This window comes from Terriglobus roseus (assembly GCF_900102185.1).
GTDB lineage: Bacteria > Acidobacteriota > Terriglobia > Terriglobales > Acidobacteriaceae > Terriglobus > Terriglobus roseus_A.
Genome location: NZ_LT629690.1, coordinates 4,543,989 through 4,560,255 on the forward strand (window position 1 = coordinate 4,543,989; position 16,267 = coordinate 4,560,255).

16 protein-coding genes are annotated in these 16,267 nt (G+C 58.2%); 8 read left to right on the forward strand and 8 right to left on the reverse strand.

Features of this window, described 5'->3' with window-relative positions:
- Positions 1-11 precede the first annotated feature (11 nt).
- Positions 12-884 (reverse strand): SDR family oxidoreductase, encoded by an 873-nt coding sequence (locus tag BLT38_RS18955; protein ID WP_083346588.1) that lies wholly within the window; start codon positions 882-884, stop codon positions 12-14.
- Positions 885-980: 96 nt separating this feature from the next.
- Between BLT38_RS18955 and BLT38_RS18960 the strand changes: the two genes are divergently transcribed.
- The 5 genes from BLT38_RS18960 (at position 981) to BLT38_RS18980 (ending at position 5,586) form a co-directional block, all read left to right on the forward strand.
- Complete coding sequence (locus BLT38_RS18960) at positions 981-1,379, forward strand: winged helix-turn-helix transcriptional regulator (RefSeq protein ID WP_083346589.1); 399 nt, start codon at positions 981-983, stop codon at positions 1,377-1,379.
- Positions 1,380-1,730: 351 nt separating this feature from the next.
- On the forward strand, positions 1,731-3,080 hold the full coding sequence (gene asnS / locus BLT38_RS18965) for an asparagine--tRNA ligase (RefSeq protein ID WP_083346590.1): 1,350 nt from the start codon (positions 1,731-1,733) through the stop codon (positions 3,078-3,080).
- A 137-nt stretch (positions 3,081-3,217) separates the two neighbouring features.
- Positions 3,218-4,012, forward strand: coding sequence for a hypothetical protein (locus BLT38_RS18970; protein WP_156785215.1), 795 nt, complete (start codon positions 3,218-3,220; stop codon positions 4,010-4,012).
- Positions 4,013-4,099: 87 nt separating this feature from the next.
- Positions 4,100-5,251: a D-alanine--D-alanine ligase family protein gene (locus BLT38_RS18975; protein WP_083346592.1), complete on the forward strand. Its 1,152-nt coding sequence runs from the start codon at positions 4,100-4,102 to the stop codon at positions 5,249-5,251.
- Positions 5,252-5,256: 5 nt separating this feature from the next.
- Positions 5,257-5,586, forward strand: a complete 330-nt coding sequence (locus BLT38_RS18980) for a cupin domain-containing protein (RefSeq protein WP_083347200.1) — start codon at positions 5,257-5,259, stop codon at positions 5,584-5,586.
- 59 nt (positions 5,587-5,645) lie between these two features.
- Here BLT38_RS18980 and BLT38_RS18985 read toward each other — a convergent pair whose 3' ends face one another.
- The 4 genes from BLT38_RS18985 to BLT38_RS19000 form a co-directional block, all read right to left on the reverse strand.
- Positions 5,646-6,680, reverse strand: a complete 1,035-nt coding sequence (locus tag BLT38_RS18985; RefSeq protein WP_083346593.1) for a PmoA family protein — start codon at positions 6,678-6,680, stop codon at positions 5,646-5,648.
- Complete coding sequence (locus BLT38_RS18990) at positions 6,673-8,034, reverse strand: Gfo/Idh/MocA family protein (RefSeq protein WP_231966624.1); 1,362 nt, start codon at positions 8,032-8,034, stop codon at positions 6,673-6,675. Before BLT38_RS18990 ends, BLT38_RS18985 begins: the two co-directional genes overlap by 8 nt.
- 277 nt (positions 8,035-8,311) lie before the next feature.
- Entirely contained in the window at positions 8,312-9,091 is a 780-nt protein-coding gene (gene xth, locus BLT38_RS18995) for an exodeoxyribonuclease III (protein ID WP_083346594.1), read from the reverse strand.
- A gap of 76 nt (positions 9,092-9,167) precedes the next feature.
- Positions 9,168-9,494 carry a TfoX/Sxy family protein gene (locus BLT38_RS19000; RefSeq protein WP_083347202.1) on the reverse strand — a complete coding sequence of 109 codons (327 nt, stop codon included), beginning with the start codon at positions 9,492-9,494 and terminating at the stop codon, positions 9,168-9,170.
- Positions 9,495-9,602: 108 nt separating this feature from the next.
- On the opposite strand from BLT38_RS19000, the gene lysC reads away from it, so the two are divergent.
- Positions 9,603-11,015, forward strand: a complete 1,413-nt coding sequence (gene lysC / locus BLT38_RS19005; RefSeq protein WP_083347203.1) for a lysine-sensitive aspartokinase 3 — start codon at positions 9,603-9,605, stop codon at positions 11,013-11,015.
- Positions 11,016-11,310: 295 nt separating this feature from the next.
- Positions 11,311-12,987: a M28 family peptidase gene (locus BLT38_RS19010; RefSeq protein ID WP_083346595.1), complete on the forward strand. Its 1,677-nt coding sequence runs from the start codon at positions 11,311-11,313 to the stop codon at positions 12,985-12,987.
- A gap of 66 nt (positions 12,988-13,053) precedes the next feature.
- Here the strand turns inward: BLT38_RS19010 and BLT38_RS19015 are convergent, their stop codons facing one another.
- Positions 13,054-14,004, reverse strand: a complete 951-nt coding sequence (locus BLT38_RS19015) for an aldo/keto reductase (RefSeq protein WP_083346596.1) — start codon at positions 14,002-14,004, stop codon at positions 13,054-13,056.
- 102 nt (positions 14,005-14,106) lie between these two features.
- Positions 14,107-15,444 (reverse strand): methylenetetrahydrofolate--tRNA-(uracil(54)-C(5))-methyltransferase (FADH(2)-oxidizing) TrmFO, encoded by a 1,338-nt coding sequence (gene trmFO / locus BLT38_RS19020; protein ID WP_083347204.1) that lies wholly within the window; start codon positions 15,442-15,444, stop codon positions 14,107-14,109.
- A gap of 97 nt (positions 15,445-15,541) precedes the next feature.
- Between trmFO and BLT38_RS19025 the strand changes: the two genes are divergently transcribed.
- Complete coding sequence (locus tag BLT38_RS19025) at positions 15,542-15,742, forward strand: hypothetical protein (RefSeq protein WP_083346597.1); 201 nt, start codon at positions 15,542-15,544, stop codon at positions 15,740-15,742.
- Here the strand turns inward: BLT38_RS19025 and BLT38_RS19030 are convergent.
- Positions 15,739-16,230, reverse strand: a complete 492-nt coding sequence (locus BLT38_RS19030; protein ID WP_083346598.1) for a GNAT family N-acetyltransferase — start codon at positions 16,228-16,230, stop codon at positions 15,739-15,741. The two genes, BLT38_RS19025 and BLT38_RS19030, sit on opposite strands and share 4 nt — an antisense overlap.
- Positions 16,231-16,267 lie beyond the last annotated feature (37 nt).

The following is a 16,267-nucleotide window of genomic DNA, read 5'->3' on the forward strand; positions in this document are numbered from 1 at the left end:
TACCTGCTGCATCAGTGGGTGCTGTTGGTGACAGGTGCTTTCAGCGCTGCGGCGATTGTGTCCGCGAGAGGTGCTGTGGGACGGCCGATCAGACGGCTTAGCGTGTGCGACTCGTCGTCGAGAGCGCCGTTTGCGGCTTTTGCTTCGGCGTCGGCCAGGATTGTTGCGAGAGCGGGCGGCAGGAAGGTGGCGAGGATCTTCTCGTATTCCTGCTCCGGCAGGTCGTGATAGCCAATGGTCTTGCCGGTTTGTTTGCTGACTTCTGCGGCGAACTCAGCGCGGGTGAATGCTATGTCGCCTGCTAATTCATACACTTTATTTTCATGGCCTTCGCCGGTGAGTACGGCTACGGCAGCTGCTGCGTATTCTGCGCGGGTTGCGGCGGCTAGTCGGCCATTTTTTGTTGCTCCGATGAATGCTCCCTGCTGAAGCGCGGGGCCGATGCCGGGGGTGAAGTTTTCTGTGTACCAGCCGTTGCGCAGGAAGGCGAAGGGGATGCCGCTCGCCTGAAGGTACTTCTCCGTGGCCAGATGTTCTTCTGCGAGCAGAAGGCCGCCGGTGTCCGCATGCAGGAGGCTGGTGTAGGCGATGAGGCGAACTCCGGCGCGCTTTGCTGCGTCGACCACAGCTTGATGCTGCGCTATGCGCTGACCGAGTTCATTGCCGGAGATGAGCAGAAGTTCTGTTACGCCAGCAAAGGCCGCGTCGAGCGTTTCCGGGCGCCCGTAGTCGGCTTCGCGGACCTGAACGCCTTTGTCTGCAAATGCTTTCGCTTTGGATGGCGTGCGAACGGCCGCAACGATCTGGTTTGCAGGGACTTTCTGAAGCAGACCCTCTACGACAAGTGTTCCAAGGTGGCCGTTGGCTCCGGTAACAGCAATCATTATGTTTCTCCCTTCCGCCGTGGCGGAGTGTATGAGACAAGCGTATGCCTAGTAGCTTACTTGTAGTAAGTACATACCTATAGGTAAGCTGTATGCATGGCGTGGCCAAAGAGTACCAAGACAATTCGCATCCGGAAGGGTAACCTGTTTTCTTCCGATTGCCCGACACGCATCATCCTTGACGATGTGACGTCGCGCTGGGGATCGCTGGTGCTGGTGTTGCTGCACAAGGATGGCAGCTATCGCTTCAGCGAACTGGCGTACCTGATTGGTGGCGTGAGTGAGAAGATGCTGGCGCAGACGCTGCGCGCGCTGGAACAGGATGGTTTTGTACTGCGCACGGTGCATGCGACGAAGCCGCCGAAGGTAGAGTACAGCCTGACAGAGATGGGCAGCGAAGTGGCGGAACGGATGTTGGCGCTGGCGGCGTACATCGAGAGCAATGTTGGCCGCGTGATGGCGCATCGGGCGAAGATGGCACAGAAGACGGCATAACTGTTTCAGGGCAAAGTAAAAGGCCGGCTTGATGCCGGCCTTTTACCTTTGGGGGCTTGCGGGTCGCTTATGCCTCGGTGGTGCTGCCGGCGAAGGATGCAACGGCGCAGGGGGCGAGGATCATACCGAGGAAGGCGACTGCTACGAGAAGGTCATGCATCGGGGGCGTTTCTCCTGTTTCTTTGGAGAGCGTCTGCCCTCCTGACAGAACCAGAATCGCGCCGATTGGCGGTCGTCACCATTGCCTGAAAGCTTTGATATCAGGATCGTTCAGGGTATGTGCGGATAGCACCCGGGGAATGGGCGAATAACACCTTTGGGGAGGCCGGGGAGCATACACTGGAAAGTGTTATGGCAACGGAAACATCCGCACCCCTTACGTCGATTGCGAACATTGGCCAGCACGAAGGCGCAACAGTAACGCTGCGCGGCTGGCTGTATAACCTGCGTTCCAGCGGCAAGCTGCTCTTTCCCACCTTCCGTGACGGCACGGGTACGATCCAGGGCATTGTGCCCAAGGCGGCTGTGCCCGAGGAAGTGTTCAACACGCTGAAGGAATTGCAGTTAGAGAGCAGCGTGGTGGTTACGGGCAAGGTGCGTGCGGATTCGCGTGCTCCTTCTGGTTATGAGCTGGACGTGGAGAACGTGAAGGTTCAGCAGGCGGTGAGCGCCGATGAGCCGTTCCCGATCACGCTCAAGGAGCATGGGCCGGACTTCCTGATGGAGCGTCGGCATTTGTGGATGCGGACGCCTCGGCAGAGTGCGATTTTGCGCGTGCGCGCCACGATTATGCGTGCGGCGCAGGAGTTTTTTGACACGCAGGACTTTACGCGGACTGATCCGCCCATCCTGACACCTGCCGCGTGCGAAGGCACCAGCGAGCTGTTTGAGATGAAGTACTTCGAGGAGGGCAACGCGTACCTGACGCAGAGCGGCCAGCTTTACATTGAGGCGACGGCGCTGGCGCTGGGCAAGGTGTACAGCTTTGGGCCCACGTTCCGTGCGGAGAAGTCGAAGACGCGTCGTCACCTGACCGAGTTCTGGATGATTGAGCCGGAAGTGGCATATGCCGATCTGGACGATCTGATGAAGCTGGCGGAGGACTTCCTCTCGCACATCGTCATGCGCGTGTTGGAGAAGCATCGCATTGACCTGAAGACGATTACGGGTGGCGATGAGAAGGCCGCGAAGCTGGAGAAGATTCAGGCTCCGTTCCCGAAGATCAGCTACGACGAAGCGCACGCAATGCTGGAGAAGGCGTTTGCCGAGGGCGCGATTGAGAAGCCGCATGAGTATGGCGACGACTTTGGCGCGCCGGACGAAACGTACATCAGCAACCAGTTTGATCGTCCGGTGATGGTGCATCGTTATCCGGCAGTGGTGAAGGCGTTCTATATGCAGCCTGATCCTGCCGATCCGACGAAGGCGCTTTGCGTGGATGTGTTGGCGCCTGAGGGCTATGGCGAGATCATTGGCGGGTCGCAGCGAATTGATAGCTATGACCTGTTGAAGGAACGTATCCTGTCGCACGATCTGCCGCTGGAGGCGTTCGAGTGGTATCTGGATCTGCGTAAGTATGGTTCGGTTCCGCACAGTGGCTTTGGCATGGGTATTGAGCGGTGTGTGGCGTGGGTGTGCGGGTTGGAGCATGTGCGCGAGACGATTCCGTTTGCTCGTACACTGAACCGGATTTATCCGTAAGCATTTTGGGAACTATTCATTTACGAGGCCGCGATGAGGTTTGTCGCGGCCTTTGTGCCTCGCTGTGCAACGTATGGTTCCGCGTCGGAATCCGTCTCACTACTGGTGTGACGCGACTCGGGCGGTCAAGGGTGAAGATGACGGCACTTCGGAATGTGGCGGCGATATCGATCGCGGCTTTAGGAACGGTTGCGTGGGCACAGAGCTCGCCTGTTACGCGTATGGCAGAGAACGAACGCCAGGCGCGCATCGATCTGAGGGAACATTTTTCGTTCTTGTTGCAGGAGCGCTCACCGCGTACGGGTGGCCACCTGTGGACGGAACGTGTTGTGGAAGTGGATGAGGGCAAGGTTGCTCGTCTGCTGAAGGTGGATGGTGTTCCGTTGTCCGCCGAAGCAGCCGCTGCGGAACAAAGGCGTCTTACCGCACTTGCGAATGATCCGGAGGCGTTCCGAAAGTTGAATGCGTCGGCGCAGAGCGATGAAAAGCACCTGATCAGCCTGCTTGGCGCGCTGCCGTCGCAGTTTCTGATGACGCCCGCAGGCAGCGTGAACGGTTGTTCACAGTACAGTTTCAAGCCCAACCCTACCTATCAGCCCGCAAGCATGGAGGAGAAGGTGTTGCATGCGATGGAGGGCACCGTCTCCATCAAGGAGCCTGAGGATCGGCTGTGTGATCTGCAGAGCCGTATCGTAACCCCGGTTTCATTCGGTTTCGGTCTGTTGGGCAAGGTGAACCAGGGTGGCAACTTTCAACTGGAAAGGCGCCAGGTGTCGCCTGACACGTGGAAGAGTGTTCGCATGGTCGTCCATATGGATGGAAAGATTTTGATGATGAAGACTCTTACGCGCGATCAGGACGCAATTCGTAGCGAGATCAAGCTGGTGCCGCAACACATTTCGTTGCAGCAGGCCGTGGATCTGACTCGCTGACGCATCGCAGGTATCTACGAAGATGCATGATTGTCCTCCACAGGCGGTGGGACCGTACCATCAACATGGGTAGGTGCGAGGGAACTGATGGCGAAGAAGCTGCGTGTGGGTATTTTGTTTGGTGGGAAGTCGGGCGAGCATGAGGTTTCGTTGCGCTCCGGGGCTTCCATTCTGAATGCCATTGATCGCAGCAAGTATGAAGTGGTTCCCATTGGCATTGCCAAGACCGGGCAGTGGTTGGGCGCTGGCGATTCGAAGGCGCTGTTGGATGGCGTCACGGTGCCTGCGCTGGCGGGGAAGAAGTCCGCTGCTTCGAAGAAAAAAGTGGAGAGCACTGGGCTTACGTTGCAGGCCTCTGCTGCGGACTCGACGGCTGCTTTGGATGTTGTGTTTCCTGTGTTGCATGGCACGTTTGGTGAGGACGGCACAATCCAGGGCATGCTTGAGCTGGCCGATGTGGCGTATGTGGGTTCGGGTGTGTTGGGTTCATCGGTGGGCATGGACAAGGACGCCATGAAGAAGATGTTTGCCGCGGCGGGACTGCCCATTGTGAAGCACGTGACGCTGCTGCGGAGTGAGTGGAAGGCGAGTCCGCGCAAGTGCGCGAAGCTGATTGAAGAGAAGTTGAAGTATCCCGTGTTTGTGAAGCCGGCGAATCTTGGTTCGTCTGTTGGCATCAGCAAGGTGCGCGAGCGCAAAGAGCTTGCGAAGGCGATGGATGAGGCTGCGCAGTTTGATCGCAAGATTGTGATTGAAGAGGGCGTGAGCGGCAACGGCAAGCTGAGAGGCAAGGGTAAGGCGCGCGAGCTTGAGATTGCAGTGCTGGGCAATGATGATCCCATTGCCAGTGTCGTTGGTGAGATTGTGCCGGATCGTGAGTTTTACGACTATGAGTCGAAGTATGACTCGACCAGCACGAGCGAGCCGGTGATTCCAGCGAAGATCACGAAGGCGCAGGCGAAGCAGTTGCGGCAGATGGCGATTGATGCGTTCAAGTCGTGCGATTGCAGTGGGCTGGCGCGTGTGGATTTCCTGTTGGAAGAGGCCGATCCCGCCAGCAAGAAAGAGCCGAAGATCTATCTCAACGAAGTGAATACGATGCCGGGGTTCACGTCGATCAGCATGTATCCGAAGCTGTGGGAGGCTACGGGCATTTCCTACGTTGAGTTGATTGATCGGCTGATTGCGCTGGGTGTGGAGCGGCACGACGAGCGCAAGGCCACGAGCTTTACCAAGTGAGCGCCATGTTGAAAGTGATTCCCGCAGATGATTCGAAGATGACCGTGCCTGAGCCGGGACTGCGTCGGCAGGTGATGGCGACGACTGAGCCGATGATGCTGGTGCGGCATCGCATGGAGCCCGGTTGGGTGGGGGCTGCGCATTCCCATCCGCATGAGCAGTTGATCTACATCCTCAGTGGTGAGATTGCTCTTGTTGTTGATGGCGAGACGTATCTGCTGCATGCGGGCGATAGCGTGATGGTGCCCGGTGGTGTGGTGCACCAGGCTTCGGCTGCTGTGGAGAGCGAAGTCCTGGATGTGTTCACGCCTGCGCGGGAAGACTATCGCTTGTAAGCGAAAGAAAGGGCCTCGCCCCCGGACCGAGGCGAAGCCCTAAGAATTAAGGAACAAAACTAACGATTTGCTTTTCCGAAGGTATCCGCGGCTGCGTTGGCTTGTGCGGCGGTCATCGTATGTGGCGATAGCAACACGCGATAACGGAAGGTTGTTGTTTGGCCCTTCTCCACGGTGTAGTTCATGGGCGCGGCTTTGGTGTCGAAGATGTGCGCGCCTAGTGGATTCGCGGCAAACAGGCCGTAGCCCCGAGCGTGCCAGTAGGTGGGATAGCCCGGATTGCCTGGGTGATCCAGAATGGCGATTGCAGCCTGGTGGCCTTCCGGGTCGTGTCCGTTGAGCACACACCAGCGGCCACGTGTGCTCCACACGTCGTCGCCCTGCTTGCCTTCGCTGGTCAGGTAGACGCCGGTGGCACCCGCGCCTGTGGCGCCTTCCACCTTTGTCTCTTTACCGGAGGCATCCACAAACACGCCGCCCTTTTCGTTGGGCGACTCAAGCCAGCGTGCCACGCGGATTCCGAGCACGCCTTCCTTGTCGTCAGTGAATACGACCTTTTCGAGCGCCGTCAGCTTCGTCGTGCGATCGATCGTGCGCACATCGCCGTTCTGGCGGAAAACAAACGTTGTGGTTTCGCGCAGCAGGGCCTGACCATTTGCAGCAATCCATGTGGATTCTGTTGTGAGGTCACCTGAGTCCCTGCCGGAGTGCGAGGAGACAATCTTCTCCTGCCGGATGGAGCCCATGTGCGGCACACGATCGCCGGTGATGGCGTCAGAGTTGTTCCAGAAGTCGAAGCCGTTTACGTTGCCGTAGTTGAACCACAGGCCCGCGTGGTGCGGATGATCCTGCCGTTCACCGGCACGTGGCTCCAACGGGAAGCCGCGCGTGACGGTGATGCCGTCGCTCAACACCAGCGGATACAGCACCGGCTTCTTCAGCGATGTAGGCCAGATGTACGACGTGAACGGTTTGCCATCGACGGTGACGTCCACGCGGCGCTGAGCCTCGTGAACGTCTACCTTTACCTCTGCTGCTGCAACGCCGGACGAGAACATAGTGGAGAGCATAGCCAACGCGACGAGCTTATACATAGGGCTGACCACCTGCCAGCACCTGCTGCTTCGCGTCGTCAAACGTGACCTTCTTGCCGGTGCGGATGGATGCAACGCACATGCAGAGAGCGATGGAGTGCGAATAACCTGCTTCAATGCTGGCGTTCGGCGTCTTGCGGCTACGGACGCATTCCATCCAGTTCAGCATGTTCGCCACTGTCATGGGATCGCTGCCGGTGTTTGCTTCGTTGGAAACCTTCTCTACGTCGCCGAGCGAGAAGTCTTCCAGCAGATTCGGCTTCATGTTCATGGCGTGTGCTGCGCCCGCCTTCAGGCCGCCTTCTGATGTGACCTTCTGCGTGTCCATGTTGAGGGATCCGCCGTTGGAGTAGTAGATCTCCTTCACGTCGCCAGCGGAGTTTGTCTGCCGTGATGTGAACAGCACCTGGAAGCCCTTCGACAAGTCGTCGAGTGGACCGTAATCGAATACGGCGGTCAGTGTGTCCCAGTTGGTGCGGCCGTCATGCCACTGATAGATGCCGCCGTTGGCCACCACGGAACGTGGATGCGGATAGCCCGTGAACCAGTGCACCGTATCGATCTGGTGTACCAGCCACTGATCGGGAATGCCGGATGAGTACGGGTAGAACAAGCGGAATTCGAGGTACTTGCGCGCGTCAAACGGCTCGTACGGACGGTTCAGCAAGTAGCGCTTCCAGTCTGTGTCCTGTTCCTTGAGAAGGGGAACGACGTCGGGGCGGCGCCAGCGTGCGGGCTGGTTCACATTCCATGTGAGTTCGACCATGTTGATGTCGCCGAATTTTCCGGAGCGGATGTAGTCGTACGCGCGCATGTAGCTGGGCGTGGAGCGGCGCTGCGTGCCCACCTGAACAATCTTGCCTGTCTTGTGAACGGCGTCGCGGAACAAGCGAGCATCTTCCATGCGGTCTGCCGTGGGCTTTTCGACGTAGGCATCTCGGCCAGCGTTCACTGCTGCCGCGCCCATGATTGCGTGTTGGAAATCTGCTGTGGCAATCAGGACTGCGTCGACATCCTTGCGTGCATACAGTTCGTCGGTATTGCGGCATGTATCGATCTTTGTGCCCGCCACCTTCTGCACGTACGCAACGGCTTCTTCACGGCGGCGGCTCCAAAGGTCCGCTACAGCAACAAACTCAAAGTTCATCTTCTTCTGGTTCACCGCGAAGGCGGGAATCAGGGCGCCCTTCATGCGGTCGCCTGCGCCGACGATGGCTGTGCGGACACGGTCATTGGCGCCCGGAATGGCGGCGTAGCTCTTTGCGCTCCACGCTGCAACAGCAGCTGCGGCCGCGCCACCTACGATAAAATCGCGGCGGCTGGGCGTCATCTTCTTCGTTTCCGTCTGGCTCATTCGAAACGTCTCCATGCGTGCAAATCGTAACTATGGAACTGCGCCTGGCATTGTGATTGCTGGTTGCGCGTGCATTTTCGTTCGCCGCTTTTGCAGCGGAATCAAAACGTTTCACAGGCGCAAAACAGGAGTCTCGTCAGGCGAGAGGACTATATGGATGCCACCGCCCAAGAGTCAAGATCAGAGGGCGTAAGTCTGTCATCACAGGAAACACTCAGGCGCCCCCTAGACGGCCATCCTTAAGGCTGGACTAGGTTTTTCCGCGAACGCGAGGCGCTTACTTTAATGTGACCAGGATCGGTGTGTGATCGCTGGGCTTCTCCTGGCCGCGCGGGGTCTTATCGATGACGCAAGACTCCAGGCGTGGACGCAGGGCAGGCGACAGCAGGAAGTGATCGATCCGGATGCCACGGTTGCGCTCAAACGCCTGGCGAAAGTAATCCCAGTAGGTGTAGGCGCCGGCTTCCTCAGGATGGAGTGCACGGAATGCGTCTACCCAGCCCATGGTCTGCATGGCGCGGTAGCGTTCGCGCGGCTCGGGTTGGAAGAGGGCATCGCGAACCCAGTTCGCGGGCTTGTCGCAGTCGATGTCTTCGGGGATGACATTGAAGTCGCCGCCGATGATCGTGGGGATCGGGTCATCCTTCCACCGCATCATCTGGTGGATGAGTCGATCCATCCATCCGAGCTTGTAAATGAACTTCTCTGTGCCGATGGGATTGCCGTTGGGCAGATAGATGCAGACGACGCGCAGTCGCTTTCCATCGGGTTCATCCAGAATGGCTTCGATGAAGCGTGCGTGTGTATCTTCGTCATCGCCGTCGAGCTTTGTGGTCACGGTTTCGATGGGGAGCTTGGAAAGGATGGCTACGCCGTTGTAACTCTTCTGGCCGATGGCCACGGATTCATAGCCCAGCGCCTTGAAGTCCATCGCTGGAAACTCCAGCGTCTTCAGCTCCTGCATCAGCAACACGTCTGGTTGCTGTGCCTGAAGAAAGTCATGCGCATGCATCATCCGCGCACGGATCGAATTCACATTCCAGCTTGCAATCAGCACTGTCTCTTATCCCTCGCGTTTGTCTTAACGATTCTCGCAAAAAGCGAACGCAATACCAATGCGATGGCTCAATCGGTTATTCCTTTGCAGGCAGTGTTGCCACGAATGCCTTCGCTGCATCCAGCAGGCGTTTGCGCACCGCGTCATCTGCATAGACTGCTGCGGGCACACGGACCCATCCGTTCATTGGCTTGCCTGACATCATCTGCGTTACGCCCGGCAATGCGAGCGCCCATGCGTCATTGCCTTTGCCCAAGCGCACCAGCAGGTGTCCCACGCGTGCGCCGCACACCAGGTTGCCGCGATACATCCACGCCATTCCGCCGAACATGGCCTTGCGTGTCACGCGCAAATCTTCCAGCGCCTCTTCCACCATCGCTTCTAAGCCTGCATCGCGCGCCATGCCAACCATGATGGCACAACAAAAATAACTTCAGCCTTTATGCCTTTTTTATGGACAAAGCGAAATACTTTGGTTGTGGGCAAGGAACCGGATAGTCCGATCGTTGTCATGAAGTTTGGCGGTACATCGGTACAGGATGCGGCTGCGATTAGTCGCACTATCGAAATCGTCAATGGTCGTCGTAATCAGAAGATGCGTCCTGTGGTTGTTGTATCCGCCATGGCGCGCGTCACGGATCAATTGCTGGCAGCCGCGCATGCCGCGGTTGAAAACGATCTTCCCAAGGCAATTCTTATCTCCAACGTGTTGCGGAATCGTCATATTGAGACGGCTGCAGTTCTTGTTGGCAGGAAGCTAGCTCTTCTGATCCAAACGTTGGACAAGCTCTTCGATCAATTGGATAACGTGCTCACCGGCATTGCTGCGGTTGGTGAACTTACACCACGCACCAGTGATCTTGTGGTGAGTTTTGGCGAGCGACTCTCAAGCCTTATCGTGGCGCAGGCGTTGGAACATCGTGGTATCAGTAGCGTGCATGTCGATGCGCGAAACTGCATCATCACGGACGCGCATTTTGGCAAGGCGTCACCGTTGAGTGAAGAGACGGATGCTGCGGTGAGTGAGCATGTTCTCTCTGTCGTGAATGCCAATGCTGTTGCTGTGCTTGGTGGTTTTATTGCATCCGCTCGCAATGGGATTACAACTACACTGGGTCGCGGTGGGAGCGATTACAGTGCGGCGCTTATTGGTGGTGCGCTGCATGCGAATGCCATTGAGATATGGACTGACGTGAACGGTGTGATGACAACCGATCCGCGCATCTGTCCTGATGCGGTTCGTCTGCGCGCTATCAGTTTTGAGGAAGCGTCTGAGCTTGCTTATTTCGGAGCGAAGGTTCTCCATCCGGCTACGATTCTTCCGGCGGTGAAGAAGAACATTCCGGTCTGGGTGCTCAACTCGCACAATCCCGGCAACGAAGGCACCGTTATCACCGCGACTGCGACTGCGTCTTCCAGTCCGCTGAAGAGCATTGCGGTCAAACGCCATCTCGTGATCCTGCACATCATCTCGCGCAGGTTGCTTGTCTCGCATCGTTTTCTGCGTGCCGTGTTTGAGGTGTTCGATCGCTACGATTGCTCGGTCAACATGGTGGCTACGAGCGAGATCAGTCTCTCAGTGACTCTGGATGCGGTGGAGCATCTGGAAGCCATCCGCGAAGACCTGGCCAAGATTGCAGTGGTGGAGGAAGAAGAGGCGAAGTCGTTGATCTGCCTTGTGGGGGAGAAGCTGCGTGAGCAGCCGGGCATTGCGGCACGTGCTTTCTCAGCCATCCGCGGCACCAATCTGCAGATGATCTCGCAAGGGGCGAACGGTATCAGCATGAGCTTCGTTGTGGAGGACAGTGTCGTGGAGCAGACGGTTCGCTCACTCCATGCGGAGTTCTTTGCGGATGCCGATCCTGTTCTCTTCGACGTGTCCTCCCGGACGGCTGAACAGGAAGGCGTTCTGGTGTCTGCTTGATTGGCGTTGTGAGCGGGAATTTACGGGAATTGTCCGCATGATTAAGAACGTTTCCTAACTTGCCAGTCTGGTCGGAAGTGCGTGGCGCATTTCTGCGAAACCATTTCGCAAATCTCGGCGGGTTTTGATTGCGCCGTGCCCACCCATTCGATTAGCTTTGTGCCATCACAACATTTCTGAACGCCCGTGCACCAGCGCCCGGCTGTCTGCGCGCGGCTCTTCTTCCAGCGTCTGTGGGCCAGATTCCATCTCTGGCCCCGTAACCTGCATTTCCGTTGAAAGCGAGACTTTTCTGATGAATCTGCACCGTTTCAAGCAGGCAGCTGTTGCAACTGCCGCCGTCCTGCTCCTCTCTCCTGCCTTTGCGCAGCAGCAGACGGGCGACAAAGTGGATCTGGACGCACTGGCGCAGATCAAGCATGAAGCCCTTGAAAACTCGCACGTGATGGAAAACCTCTTCTGGATGTCAGAGGTTTACGGCCCGCGCGTGAACAACAGCCCCAACCACATGGCTGCCGCCGAGTGGGCGATGAAGCAGATGAAGGAGTGGGGACTGCAGAACGTTCATCTGGAGTACTGGCCCTTTGGCTACGGCTGGCAGATCAAGAAGTTCTACGGCGCGATGGAAAGCCCGGCTTACGCTGCGTTTACCGGCTTCCCGCTGGCGTGGACGCCCGGAACGCCTGGCGTTATCAATGTTGAGCCGATCTTTGCGCCCATCCACTCGGAGGAAGACTTCGCCAAGTGGCACGGCAAGCTGAAGGGTAAGGCTGTATTGATCTTCGATCCTGCGAAGCTCACTTTGCACACGCGCGCCGAGGCTCAGCCTTCGCCCACCGATGAAGAGATTCTTGCACGCGCAGGTCAGCCTCGCGGTGGTCGCGGAGCGGGTGGCCCTGGTGGTCCCGGCGGCGCTGCTGATCGCGATCCCAGCGGTCGTGGACGTCCTGGCGAAGGGACCCAGGAGTTCTCGCCCACATCGCTGGCCCTGGCGAATGCCAAGAACCATGATCTTCGCAACAAGATGAACAAGTTCCTGCACGATGAGCAGCCTGCCATTGTTCTGACGCCGGGTTACAACGGCGATCGCGGCACCATCTTCTCAACCTATGGTGGCTCTGAGAATCCGAATGATCCCGTCCCGCCGCCGATGGTCGCCATTGGAGCGGAGCAGTACAACCGCCTTGTGCGCCTGACGCAGCACAACATCACGCCGAAGCTCACGTTTGATGTGCAGGTGGAGTACCAGAAGAAGAATCAGAACGCTTTCAACGTGATCGGCGAAATCCCCGGCACCACAAAGAAGGATGAAGTCGTGATGTTGGGCGGCCACTTTGATAGCTGGCAGGGCGGCACTGGCGCAACTGACAATGGCACCGGTTCGTCTGTTGCCATGGAAGCTGTGCGCATTCTGGCCACCATGCACAAGCCCATGGCACGTACCGTTCGCGTGGCTCTGTGGGGCGGTGAAGAAGAAGGCGTCTACGGTTCAACAGCATACGTGCAGAAGCACTTTGCACCGCGCACCACCATGGTCAAGACGCCGGAGTATGACAAGTTTGACGTCTACTTCAACGATGACGGCGGTGCGGGCCGCTTCCGTGGCGTCTCCGCCGGCGGCAGCAAGGAGATGGGAACGATCTTCCAGTCGTGGATTGAACCCATCAAGGATCAGCACATCGTAGCCGTCAGCGGCACGGAGTTCCGTCCGACGTTGTCGCCCGGTGGTACTGACTCCACAGCGTTCTCATGGATTGGCTTGAACGGCATCAGCTTTATGCAGGATGGGCTGGAGTACGGCACCCTTACCCACCATTCCAACGCAGATACCTATGACCGCGTACCCGCGGCCGATGTGCAGCAGGGCTCGCTGGTTGAAGCATGGTTTGCCTACAACGCAGCTACTCGCAAGGACATGTTGCCGCGCATCCCAACCCCGGCGCCGGATCCGAACGCCAACGCTCACGAGTAAACAACGACACAGCAAGACACAGACGGGTGAGGCACGCAGCCTCACCCGTTTTCTATTGGAACTGCCTTAGTAGACCGAGGCTTCGCTCAGTTCCTTCAATTGCTCTGGCGTCAGCTCCAACTCCGTTGCAGCGAACAGATCTTCCAGTTGCTCTGTTGAAGTGGCACTTGCGATTGGCGCCAGGATGTTTGGGCGGGAGAGCAACCAGGCCAAGGCAATCGATGCCTGCTTTGCGCCTGTCTCCTTGCTCACTTTTGCGAGCGCCGCGAGAATCTTCATTCCGCGATCGTCAAAGTACTTGCCCAGCATGCCTGCGCGTTTTGCTTTTTCCGCATCCGCAGCCGTCTTGTACTTGCCGCTCAGAAAGCCCGAGGCCAGCGCGAAATATGGCACCACACCCAGGCTGAACTCCGCTACTACGGGTGCGAGATCATGCTCATATTCCGCGCGGTGATACAGGTTGTAATGCGGCTGCAGGGTCTGGTAGCGCGCGATACCCTCGCGGCGGGAAATCTCTTCTGACTCACGAAGACGATCACCGGAATAGTTCGACGCGCCAATTGCGCGTACTTTACCTTCCTTTACCAAGTCATCAAATGCACGCAGCGTCTCAGTCAGCGATGTGTCGGCGTCATCAATGTGTGCCTGATAGAGGTCGATGTAGTCGGTCTGTAAGCGGGTGAGTGACGCTTCTACGGCTTCCTTCATGTACACCGCGCTCAGGCCCTTTTTGCCTTCACCCATGGGGTTGCCGAGCTTCGTCGCCAACACGACGCTCTCGCGCTTGCCTGTCTTCTTGAACCAGTTGCCGATGATCGTTTCGCTCTCACCGCCCTTGTTCCCCGGAACCCATGACGAGTACATATCCGCCGTATCGATGAAGTTGTATCCGCGATCCACGAAGCGATCCAGCACAGCAAACGACTGCTTCTCATCGATGGTCCAGCCAAAGACATTCCCGCCCAGCATGATGGGCGAAACTTCTATTCCAGTGCTTCCAAGGGTGCGTTTGGTCATGATGTTTTGTTGGATGCGGCGACGCGGCTCCGCGGCGGACGCGCTTTTCCCATTCCACGTGATGGCAATGTAAATTTTGTGTCCGCCGGGATGTTGTTTCGCTTATGCGGACAACGGTGAGCTGTCCAACCATTCGCGCCAGGCGTTGAGGCCGCGTTCGCACTGGAGGCGATGGCGCTCTTTCTTGTCGCGGATCTTTTTGCGGAGTTCTTCTTCGAGCGGCAGCAACAGGTCAAAGGTGACGTTGGCTGGCTGGAAGCGCTTGGCTTCCGCGTGCGTGATGTAGTGCACGAGGGAGCCGTGGGCGCTGAGGCGGGGCGCGGGTTCTGGTGTTTCGCCGCGTGCGACGGAGGCGGCGAAACGGCCTGCGAGCATGCCTCCGGCGATGGACTCCGTGTAGCCCTCTACGCCGCTGAGCTGGCCAGCGATGAAGATGTTGGGGTGCTGACGCAGTTGTAGCTGCTCGTTCAGCAGCGTGGGCGAGTTGATGTAGGTGTTGCGGTGGATCTGGCCGTAGCGCAGGAACGTCGCGTTTTCCAAGCCGGGGATGAGGCGCAAGATACGTTGCTGGTCGCCGAACTTGATGTGATTCTGGAAGCCGACGAGGTTGTAGCTGTCGGCGCGCAGGTTTTCCTGGCGAAGCTGGACGACCGCGTACGGCGTGATTTCGGTTCCAGGGTAGCGCAGGCCCACGGGCTTCATGCAGCCGAAGCGGAGGGTGTCGCGGCCGCGGCGAGCGATCTCTTCAATGGGCAGGCAGCCTTCGAAGTAGTCGAGCTTCTCCCACTCCTTGGCTTCGACTTCGTGCGCGGCGACGAGCGCGTCGTAGAAGACGTCGTACTCCTCTTTGGTGAAGGGGCAGTTGATGTAGTCTGCGGAGCCTTTGTCCCAGCGTGCTTTGAAGTAGACGCGGTCCATGTTGATGGTGCTGGCGTCCACGACGGGCGCGATGGAGTCGTAGAAGGCTAGCTGGTCGGCGCCGGTGAGTCGCTGCAGTTCTGCCGCGAGTGCGGGCGAGGTGAGCGGGCCGGTAGCGAGGATGGTCAGCGTGTCTTCGCTGTTTTCGTCGAGCGACGTGACTTCTTCGCGGACGACCGTGATGCGCGGTTCGGCGGCGATGCGTTCGGCGACGCGTCGGGAGAACTCCACGCGGTCGACGGCGAGAGCGTGTCCGGCGGGGACGGCGCAGGCATCGGCTTCTTTGAGCAGGGCGGAGCCTGCGATGCGCATCTCCTGTTTGAGGAGCCAGGGCGCGGTGTTTTCGCTCTCGCTTTTGAGGGAGTTGGAGCAGACGAGTTCCGCGAAGTCGCTGGTCTGATGCGCTTCGGTGGAGCGGTTGGGGCGCATCTCGTGGAGGGTGACTTCGCAGCCGAAACGTGCGGCCTGCAGGGCGGCTTCCGGGCCTGCAAGGCCTCCGCCGATAACTTTGATTTTCTTCACAATTTCTATTTTCTCGCGAGCGGAACTTTTTCGGAGTAGGCTGCGTAGCAATACCCATGCGGACGTAGGCTTCTGAAAACCCGCACCGAGGCGCTTCATGCTTTGCCTGATCCTGTTAATCCTGTTCTTCAGCCGCCGCTGCTGGTACTGGTCGGGATATTCACCCTATGGTTATGGCTATTACGGCTGGCCCTATCGCGGATATGCCTATGGAGCGTATCCGTACGGGGCTTACAGCTACTACAACCCGTATTGGCGGGGATATTACCCGTATTACCGCCCTTACGGCTGCTACTAAGCGGATGTACCGGCGAGCCTTTTGAGCTCCTCGCCGGTCACGCGCAGGTTTAGCCATTCGCGCAGGACTTTGGCCCCGCTGGCTTCGTAGAAGTCGAGTGCGGGCTGGTTCCAGTCGAGACATTCCCATTGGAAACGGGTGCAGTTTCGTTCGAGCGCAATTTGTGCGAGGCGCTGGAACAGTGCTGCGCCGATGCCGCGTTTGCGGAAGGATTCGCGGACGAAGAGATCTTCCAGGTAGAGTGCCGGGCTGCCTTCCCACGTGGAGTATTGGAAGAAATAGAGCGCGAAGCCTGCGGTCTGGCCCTGCCATTCGGCCATGATGCAACGGAAGTAGGGCTGCGGGCCGAAGCCGTCGCGGAGGATGTCTTCTTCCGTGGCGATGACCGCGTGGGGTTCTTTTTCGTAGATGGCCAGGTCGCGGATGAGGGCGAGGATGGCGGGTGCGTCGGTGGGGACGGCGTCGCGGAGGATCAGGTCGTTTGGCATGTGTCTCTTGCGATTGTTACGCAGGAGGCGCACCTTC

Bases quoted from the DNA above. Each gene is read 5' to 3' on its own strand.
- BLT38_RS18955 (WP_083346588.1), bottom strand. From the start codon at position 884: ATGATTGCTGTTACCGGAGCCAACGGCCACCTTGGAACACTTGTCGTA.
- BLT38_RS18960 (WP_083346589.1), top strand. From the start codon at position 981: ATGGCGTGGCCAAAGAGTACCAAGACAATTCGCATCCGGAAGGGTAAC.
- asnS (WP_083346590.1), top strand. From the start codon at position 1,731: ATGGCAACGGAAACATCCGCACCCCTTACGTCGATTGCGAACATTGGC.
- BLT38_RS18970 (WP_156785215.1), top strand. From the start codon at position 3,218: ATGACGGCACTTCGGAATGTGGCGGCGATATCGATCGCGGCTTTAGGA.
- BLT38_RS18975 (WP_083346592.1), top strand. From the start codon at position 4,100: ATGGCGAAGAAGCTGCGTGTGGGTATTTTGTTTGGTGGGAAGTCGGGC.
- BLT38_RS18980 (WP_083347200.1), top strand. From the start codon at position 5,257: ATGTTGAAAGTGATTCCCGCAGATGATTCGAAGATGACCGTGCCTGAG.
- BLT38_RS18985 (WP_083346593.1), bottom strand. From the start codon at position 6,680: ATGTATAAGCTCGTCGCGTTGGCTATGCTCTCCACTATGTTCTCGTCC.
- BLT38_RS18990 (WP_231966624.1), bottom strand. From the start codon at position 8,034: ATGAGCCAGACGGAAACGAAGAAGATGACGCCCAGCCGCCGCGATTTT.
- BLT38_RS19000 (WP_083347202.1), bottom strand. From the start codon at position 9,494: ATGGCGCGCGATGCAGGCTTAGAAGCGATGGTGGAAGAGGCGCTGGAA.
- lysC (WP_083347203.1), top strand. From the start codon at position 9,603: ATGAAGTTTGGCGGTACATCGGTACAGGATGCGGCTGCGATTAGTCGC.
- BLT38_RS19010 (WP_083346595.1), top strand. From the start codon at position 11,311: ATGAATCTGCACCGTTTCAAGCAGGCAGCTGTTGCAACTGCCGCCGTC.
- BLT38_RS19015 (WP_083346596.1), bottom strand. From the start codon at position 14,004: ATGACCAAACGCACCCTTGGAAGCACTGGAATAGAAGTTTCGCCCATC.
- BLT38_RS19025 (WP_083346597.1), top strand. From the start codon at position 15,542: ATGCTTTGCCTGATCCTGTTAATCCTGTTCTTCAGCCGCCGCTGCTGG.
- BLT38_RS19030 (WP_083346598.1), bottom strand. From the start codon at position 16,230: ATGCCAAACGACCTGATCCTCCGCGACGCCGTCCCCACCGACGCACCC.